Genomic DNA, 8,189 nt, shown 5'->3' with positions numbered 1-8,189 from the left:
TCAACAGCCAAGGCTCTTGCAATGGCCAATCGTTGACGCTGCCCGCCAGAAAACTCGTGGGGAAATCGCGACAGGGCATCGGATCTGAGGCCGACCTGGTCGACCAGTGATCGAACCTTGGCCAGACGCTCCTCGCCAGTCCACTCCGGCCTGAGGGTCAGCATGCCCTCCTGCAAGATATCGATGACACGCATGCGCGGGTTCAATGACGCAAATGGGTCCTGAAAAACCATTTGAATCGCCCGTCTGGCCAAGCGCAACCTTTCGCCTTGAAGTGCGAACAGATCTTCACGAACGCCTCCGTGACAAAGCCAGGCTTGGCCGCTGACCTGGATGTGCGGCTGCCCTCGCAGCAGCTGAACAATGGCGCGCCCCGACGTCGTCTTGCCGCAGCCTGATTCGCCCACCAGTGCCAGTGTTTCACCGCGGCGCACCTGAAAGGACACGCCAGACACGGCCTGAACGACTTTGGGCGCAGCAAACAAGCCGGCGCCTTTGGAGAAGCCGACACCCAATTGCTGCACATCCAGCACCAACTCGGACGCAACGGGCAACGCCGCCTTCTCAGCCTGCCCCGTGGGCAAGACCACATCCCCAGCAGACGCACTCGCACTCACGTCAGGATTAATGGGATGCAAGCAGCGCACCTTTTGTCCGCCCTGCTCCGCTAACGGGATGTCGGCAATGCGGCAGGTGGTCTGCGCCCGATCACAGCGTGGGGCAAACCGACATCCCTCAAACTTTTGCCAGAGCGGAGGGACGGTACCCGAGATGGAAACGAGGGGCTTGCCCCGGCGCTCGGTATCCGGCAAGGCTTGGAGCAGCATCCGTGCATACGGGTGACGAGGCGCCTTGAAGAACACGTCGGCATCTGCCTCTTCAACGATCTGCCCCGCATACATGAGCGCCACACGATGCGCCATGTCCGCCACGACAGCCAGGTCATGCGTGATCAACAACAGACCGAGTTGTCGCTCTTGTTGCAGCGCTTTGAGCAAATCCAGCACTTGCTTCTGAATGGTCACGTCCAACGCAGTGGTGGGCTCGTCTGCAATCAGATAGTCTGGCTCTGCCGCCAGCGTCATGGCGATCATGACGCGCTGCTTTTGCCCGCCACTCATCTCGAACGGATAGCTGTCAATGCGGCGTTCCGGCTCCGGGATGCCGACACGACGAAGCCAGTCAATGGCCTTTTTACGTGCAGCCCCCCCTCTGAGCGCGGTGTGCGCCTCAATGGCCTCAACGATCTGATCCCCCACGCGCATGACAGGATTCAGGCTGGTGGCAGGCTCTTGAAAAATGATGCCGATGTGACCGCCCCGCACCCGGCGCATGTCAACCTCTGGCAGTCGCAGTAACTCGGTTGGCTTGGCGTCGGGCACCTCGGCACCCAGATCAATTCGCCCCGCCAGCACGCGACCGTTATCGGGCAGCAATCGCATCAAGGCCAAGGCGGTCATGCTCTTGCCGCATCCAGATTCACCGACCAGCGCAAACGTCTCGCCACGCTGCAGCGTCAGGCTCAGGCCGTCCAGGGCGCGCACCAAGCCAGCTTCTGCGTCCAGCGCCACATGCAAGTCATCCAAATTCAGCATGTTGTTCCTCAGGCAGCAGTGGGACGCTTCACGCGCACGGGGCGGGCCACACGGGCACGCGGATCAAACGCATCCCGCACCGCATCCGCAAAGATATTGGCCGACAACACAATGCTCACCATGAACACAAATGCGGCGGCAAACGACCACCAGACGATGGGCTCACGAGACATTTCAACACGCGCCTGATTGATCATTCCCCCAAAGCTGTTCATGGAGGGATCAACCCCCACCCCGACATAGGACAACACGGCTTCGTACAAGATCAGGCCCGAAAACTCGAGCACGGTGGTGATGAGCACCAGATGCATCACGTTCGGGAGGATGTGCCACCGCATGATGCGCCAGTGACTGGCGCCGAAAGCCGTGGCAGCCTGCACGTACTCCAACTCTCTGAGCTTGAGCGTTTCAGCACGAAGCAGGCGACACAGCCCCGCCCAGCCCGTTACCCCCAGGATCACGCAAAGCAAGAAAATCTTGAGATCGGCTCGCTCCAATCCCGTTTCGAAGAGATCCATGTGCTGATCCATGAAGACCTGCACCATCAGCACGCAAGCTGCAATCAGCAAAATGTTGGGCACCGACGAGAGCACGGTGTAGATGTACTGGATGACATCGTCCACCCAGCCTTTGAAATACCCCGCAGCAATGCCAAAGGCCAGCGCCAAAGGTAGGGTCGCCACCGTAGCCAAACTACCGATCACGAACGCCGTTCGAATGCTCTTGATCGTCATGTACAAAACGTCATTGCCGGTGCGATCGGTGCCCAACACGTGATAGCCCTGCCCCCAACTGAGGGCGATCGCCACACTCAGCATGGTCATCATGACGACGCAGGCCACCCACGCGGCATGCCACGCCGGACCACCTGTGAGCTCCCGGGGCAAGATGCGCCGCAAGAGCAACGCACCTAACAACGCAGCCAATGCGCCCACACCAACACGGCAGGCGATGTCAGTCGACCAGTCCTGACTCGGGTCTGCCAGCCCTGCGCCACCATGCTTCAGTCGCGGGTACGCGCGAGGCGGCAATTTGGGCACCCCGTGCTCATCGAGTTCCGGCACGGCGCCCGGCGATGGTGGAACCGTTTGCTTGCTGAATCCATGCGTCGCCCAAGGGCGTGAGTAGCTGTCCTCTCGACTCGCCACCAGCTTGGCCAAGGCCACATCCAACAAGGAATCCGTTCGCGTGTCATACGCCTGCACGCCACCGCGCACATCCGGCAGCGCCCGGCGAAAGTGAATGCTGTCGAACAAAGTAATGACAAGCATCGTGGTCAACACGGCCGCCGCCGCCATGGCGGCCGGCACCACAAACACACGGCGCCATGTGGCCTGCAATGTCTCATCTCGGCGTACCCCCCGCACATAGGCAAGCAGCCCAACCAACATGACCCACAGCACCACGTCAGTCCACAACACAACCAATTTGAAAGGCAAATTCATGGTCTGACGTCCTCACTGCATCCGCACACGCGGATCAGCCAAGGTGTAGGTAATGTCGATCAGGATGTTGGAGATGATGTAGAGCACCGCCCCCAAAAACACCATGGCCCGCACGATCGCAAAGTCCTGGCTGGCAATCGCGTCGACCGTGTAAGAACCGAGCCCAGGGATGCCAAAGAAGCTCTCCGTCAGCAAACCGCCCATGAACAATCCCGGCAAAGCACCACCTGCTGTGGTGATGATGGGCAGCATGGCGTTGCGCAGCACATGCCGCCCCATGACGACCGCCTCCGACAAGCCCTTTGCTCGTGCTGTACGCACGTAGTCTTTGCCAGACTCTTCCAGAAACAGGGTTCGGAAAAAACGCGCCTGACCGGCCAGACTGGCTACCAGCATCAGTGCGATGGGCAGCAGCAAAAAGCGCACAGCCTCCACCCCTGGCGCGTACCCCGAGATCGGCGCTAACTTGGCCACACGCGAAAACAGGTACTGACCAACGATGATGTAGAACAGGCTGGAAATGGACATCATCACCACACAGAGGACAACGCCCCAGAAGTCCATGGGCGTGCCCCGAAACATCACCAGCCACAAGGCAAAGATGACGCTCGCCAGCAAGCCCAGAACAAAAATAGGCACCGTCAACTGCAGGCTCACCCCCATGCGCTGTCGAATCTGATAGCCGATGTCACCGCCACTGGCGTTGTCGGCCCGGCCAAATTTGAAGGCAAACAGGGACACCGACCGATCCCAAAAAACCGTGTTGGTGAGCTTTTCAACCCCGTCTGCTTTGGCGTTCAACAGCATGGGCTTGTCGTACCCGCGCTCCACCTTCCACTTCTCGATTTGCTCCGGTGTGACCCGCTTGCCGCCGATGTTGAGTCGCGCCATGTCGTCAGGCGTGTTCACCGTGAAGAACAGCAGAAACGTGATCAGATTGACGCCAATCAGAATCACCAGCCCGTACCCCAGGCGCCGCAAGATGTAGTTCAGCATCAATGCCCCCTGAATGCGTTGGATGACTTGGCCGGCAATGCGGTTGCCCGCTCACGTGAGCGCAAAATTTTCGCTGCCCCCCACACCATGCCGAACACCAGCAAGGCCACGGCGACCAATGGCCAGTACTGCGGTCTGTTCCACTCGCGCAGGCTGCGCGCACGATCCGTCACATCCAGCTTGTAATACTGCGCTTGGTCGCGCACCATGATGCTGGGCTTGCCGTTATGAACCCACCGGTGATAAGCGCCAGAAGAGTACGGGAAGTAGCCCCATGACCATGGCGCATCCTCCTGAAGAATTTTGACCATGCGGTCAATCACGGCCTGCTTGGCCGGACCGTCATCCATGAACCGAAGTTGGCTGTAGAGGCGGTCGTACTCGTCGTTCTGGTAATTCGAAGCGTTTTCACCATCGTGCACCGACTTGGCGTTCGGTCCGTACAGCAGGAACAAGAAGTTCTCCGCATCCGGATAGTCTGCCAGCCAGCCCCAAGTGAAGATCTGATGTTTGCCTCGTCGCACTTTGTCTTGGAACTGGTTGTAGTCCGTTGCACGGATTTCCAACTGGATGCCCAGCTTGGCAAACTGCTTGGCAGTCCAATCCAAGTTGGCCTTTGAATCAGGCGTTGCCGCCGCGCCAACATCGTAGTTGAGCACCAAGGGCTTGCCTGTGCGCGCATCACGTCCGTCTGGGTAGCCCGCCTCTGCCAGCAGCCGCTTGGCCTCGTCCAAAGAACGGCGAACAATTTGACCGTTGACCACTTTGTGGGTCACGGGATTGAAGCCGTCGTTCGTGCCGTGACGCGACCCAAAAACGCCGCCCGGCAACGGCCCATGTGCCACCTCACCTGCGGCCTTGGGAAAGATCCGGTTGTACTCGTCCCAGTCGATGGCAATCGACAGCGCCTGACGCAACTTACGGTTACGCAGCCGCTGCTCAGGCGTATCGCCCTGCCCCACCACAGGATCCAACCAATTAAAGCCCATGTACCGACTGGAGAGGTCGACCGTTCTGGACAACACAATGCCCTTCTGGGTGAACTCCTGATTGAACGCTTCCGAATCCTCCATCTGGATCTTGTAGGCGTTGCCATAGCTCATCTGGTCGAACTCTGGCACATCCAGGTAGCCCTGCCGGAACTTGGCGTCCTGCGGAACGGCTTCCTTTTCAATGTTGAAGACCAGGGTGTCCACAAACGGTGTCTTCTTGCCGCAATCGTTCAAACGCCCTTCGGCCTTGTCCTGCGCGGTGCCCTCACATGGATAGGGCTCCCCACGGTAATTGGGATTGCGCTTCAACACATGCCGGCGGTCCTGCACATACTCAGCCATCATGTAAGGGCCCGTGCCAACCGGCCATGTATTCAGTGACAAGCCATTGGCAGCCATGCCGGGCTGCGCGTAAAAAGCATCTGCTTCCCAAGGAACGGGCGCCAGGAAAGTCATGGCCATCCAGTACTTCCACTGCGGATACTTGCCAATGATGCGAATGCGCAGGGTGTGCGAATCCAACGCCTGTGCGCCCGCCAAGGGCCAGCGACGAAAGTCCAGAAATGGCTTGTCTTTGGCCGTCGGAGGCAAACTCGCCCGCAACTTCTTGTCTTCGGACTTGATCAACCTGCCGTAATCCGCCAAGCCCGCCACATACTCAGAGAAGATGCCGAACACAGGCGCCGCAGTGCGCGTGGTGGCGTGGCGCTTGATCGCGTAGACGAAGTCCTCAGCCGTCAACTCTCTTGTGCCCACCTGAGGGAAGTCCCAAGGCGATCGCTTGTCGCCCAATTGGGATGGCTTCAGGTGGTGGTACAGGTAGGCCCCACTCGCATCCTTTGCAAAGGCGGGGTGTGGTGCATACAAAACGCCATGCTTGATGGGGATGTCGTAAACGCTCTCGGCAATTTGATCTGCGGGCGCATCCTCTGGCAGCGATTTACCGTTCTTGTCGACATACTTCGGCTGCACCACCGATGCTGCGGCCTTAGGCGTCAAGACATAAGGTCTTTTGAGGTAGTGATAGCCGTAAAGTGGCTCATAGATTTGATAGGTGTACGGCGTTTCGTTACTGCTGTAGGACGACGTCGGGTCCAAGTACCGAGGTGAACGCTCATTGAAGGCCGTGTAAAGCGTGTTGCTCTCGGCCGAGCCCTTGGGGTAGGGGCTGTTGTCACACCCTGCTAGTCCTAAGCCGATCAGACATGCCAAAGCAGCCGGGCAAACCCCCGCGCGAATCCTGTCAACGGCCTCAACAAGGCCTCCCTGCAACGATTGCAACCACTTTGTCATGCAGCTATTGTGGCCTCATGCGTGGCTCCATGACCTAGGTGGCTTCACCACATCACAAAGGCGTCGCGTCCCTGCACCACCAAGCTCACCTTGCGCCCCAATGGCAAACACAACTTGGTTGGCACGTGACCAAATGGCAACCCAGTCAAGATGGGCGTTTTGGTCAGGGTTCGCAAATAACTGATGACCGTCTTGAGGTTGTAGCCGCGATCCAGCGGCGACTTTCGATATTCCGTGAAAGCGCCCAGGACGATGGCTTTTTGCTGGTCGAGCACGCCAGACTGGTGCAATTGCAGCAGGGCTCGTTCAATCCGGTACGGATGTTCATTCACATCCTCCAGAAACAAAATGCCGTTGCGGATTTTTGGGAAATGCGGGGTGCCCAGCAGCGCCTGGGTCACGGCCAAGTTCCCCCCCCACAGACGGCCAGAAACCTCCAGCCCATCAAAGCCCTGTTCCGTGCGAAAACCAACCGCCTCCAGCTCACCGGTCATGGCTTCCACAAAGCAGTCTTGGGTGACGTCGTCACCGCCCTCCGGACTGTCGGCACGCCCAAAGTCATCACACGCCATCGGGCCAGCCCAAAAACCGGCCGTCACACCCTCTTCGACCTGATGCGGTCCGGTCGCCTTGTGAGCGAGGGCAGCCAATTGCAATGCGGTCACATCGCTGTAGCCCACCCAAGCCGTGCCGCGCTCCACGCTGCGGGCCATCACGGACCAGTCAATCCGATCCAGCAGTCGAGTCAATCCATAACCACCGCGCGTGGCCAGCGCCACCTGAGGGGCAGCCGTGGCCACACGATGAATGGCAGCCAATCGCACGTCGTCGTCACCCGCGAAACGCTGATGCTTGGTCAAGGCAGATTCATCCAGTGCCGCATCAAATCCCAGCGCAGTCAAACGCTTGACTGCTTTGCGAACTGGCGCCACTGCGGGCACGATGCCTGCTGGGCTGTAAACGATCAGAGAGGGTCGGGCGTTAGTCATCCTGACATTCTCACTCAATCAGCCCGGGAGCACACATGACCCAATCCAATCACGCATGGCGTCCACTCGCGTACACGACCTTGTTGCTGGCGGCATTCAGCCTGATGGCGTCACAGACGGCCCATGCCGGCCCATTGCGCGATTGGCTGGCTTCCCGACACGCTCAAGGGGCCCCTGCATCCACAGACGACAACGCGACCGAGGACGATGATCACCCCGCACGCATCGACCAGCTTCCCGCCAACAGTCGCGTGATCAAAGACATTGCGTACGGGAGCGACCCCAAGCAGCGCTATGACGTGTACTTGCCTGCCAAACCCAACAACGCCCCTGTGATCTTCATGGTTCACGGGGGTGCCTGGGCGATTGGAGACAAGCGCCACAGCAAGGTCATCGAAAACAAGATTCGGCACTGGGTCACGCAAGGCACGGTACTCGTGTCGGTGAACTATCGCCTGGTGCCAGACGCTGCACCACTGGAGCAGGCTCAAGATGTCGCCCGAGCACTCGCCTCTGCACAACAGAAAGCAAAGGACTGGGGCGCCAACCCTCAACGATTTGTACTGATGGGCCACTCAGCAGGGGCGCATCTGGTTGGACTCATTTCGTCTCAACCTGATCTGGCCAAACAAAAGGGTGCACTGCCTTGGCTGGGCAGCGTGATGCTGGACTCGGCCGCCATGGATGTCGTCAGCATCATGGAGAGCAAGCATCACCATCGCTTTTACGACAAAGCCTTTGGCAACGATCCTGCTTACTGGCGACAAACCTCGCCCTTGCACGTACTGCAACCCAACACAGCACCCATGTTGCTGGTTTGCAGCAGCAAGCGTGACGACTCATGCCCCCAAGCCGAAGCTTTTGCCAAGGCGGTCATCA

Annotated in this window: 6 protein-coding genes; 1 reads left to right on the top strand and 5 read right to left on the bottom strand. The window is 59.1% G+C overall.

The features are described from left to right. The 5 genes from ACMV18_RS02100 to ACMV18_RS02080 all read right to left on the bottom strand — a co-directional run. Nucleotides 1-1,595, bottom strand: a 1,595-nt coding sequence (locus tag ACMV18_RS02100) for an oligopeptide/dipeptide ABC transporter ATP-binding protein (protein ID WP_420816498.1), incomplete at its 3' end; no start/stop codon positions are given. 8 nt (nucleotides 1,596-1,603) lie between these two features. After that, nucleotides 1,604-3,034 (bottom strand): ABC transporter permease subunit, encoded by a 1,431-nt coding sequence (locus ACMV18_RS02095; RefSeq protein ID WP_420816499.1) that lies wholly within the window; start codon nucleotides 3,032-3,034, stop codon nucleotides 1,604-1,606. Between the two features lie 18 nt (nucleotides 3,035-3,052). After that, the gene (locus ACMV18_RS02090; protein WP_420816497.1) at nucleotides 3,053-4,036 is read right to left on the bottom strand and encodes an ABC transporter permease; all 984 of its coding nucleotides are present in this window, start codon (nucleotides 4,034-4,036) and stop codon (nucleotides 3,053-3,055) included. Continuing rightward, on the bottom strand, nucleotides 4,036-6,321 hold the full coding sequence (locus tag ACMV18_RS02085) for an ABC transporter substrate-binding protein (RefSeq protein WP_420816496.1): 2,286 nt from the start codon (nucleotides 6,319-6,321) through the stop codon (nucleotides 4,036-4,038). Before ACMV18_RS02085 ends, ACMV18_RS02090 begins: the two co-directional genes overlap by 1 nt. A 44-nt stretch (nucleotides 6,322-6,365) precedes the next feature. Then, nucleotides 6,366-7,310: an LD-carboxypeptidase gene (locus tag ACMV18_RS02080; protein ID WP_420816495.1), complete on the bottom strand. Its 945-nt coding sequence runs from the start codon at nucleotides 7,308-7,310 to the stop codon at nucleotides 6,366-6,368. A 35-nt stretch (nucleotides 7,311-7,345) separates the two neighbouring features. Between ACMV18_RS02080 and ACMV18_RS02075 the strand changes: the two genes are divergently transcribed. After that, a partial coding sequence (locus ACMV18_RS02075; RefSeq protein ID WP_420816494.1) for an alpha/beta hydrolase occupies nucleotides 7,346-8,189 on the top strand: 844 nt, incomplete at its 3' end.

Origin of the sequence: Aquabacterium sp. (assembly GCF_048860245.1) — a bacterium.
In the GTDB taxonomy this organism is placed as follows: Bacteria; Pseudomonadota; Gammaproteobacteria; order Burkholderiales; family Burkholderiaceae_C; genus Aquabacterium.
Note: the sequence above shows the minus strand (reverse complement) of the source record. Positions and strands in the feature narration are given on the sequence as shown.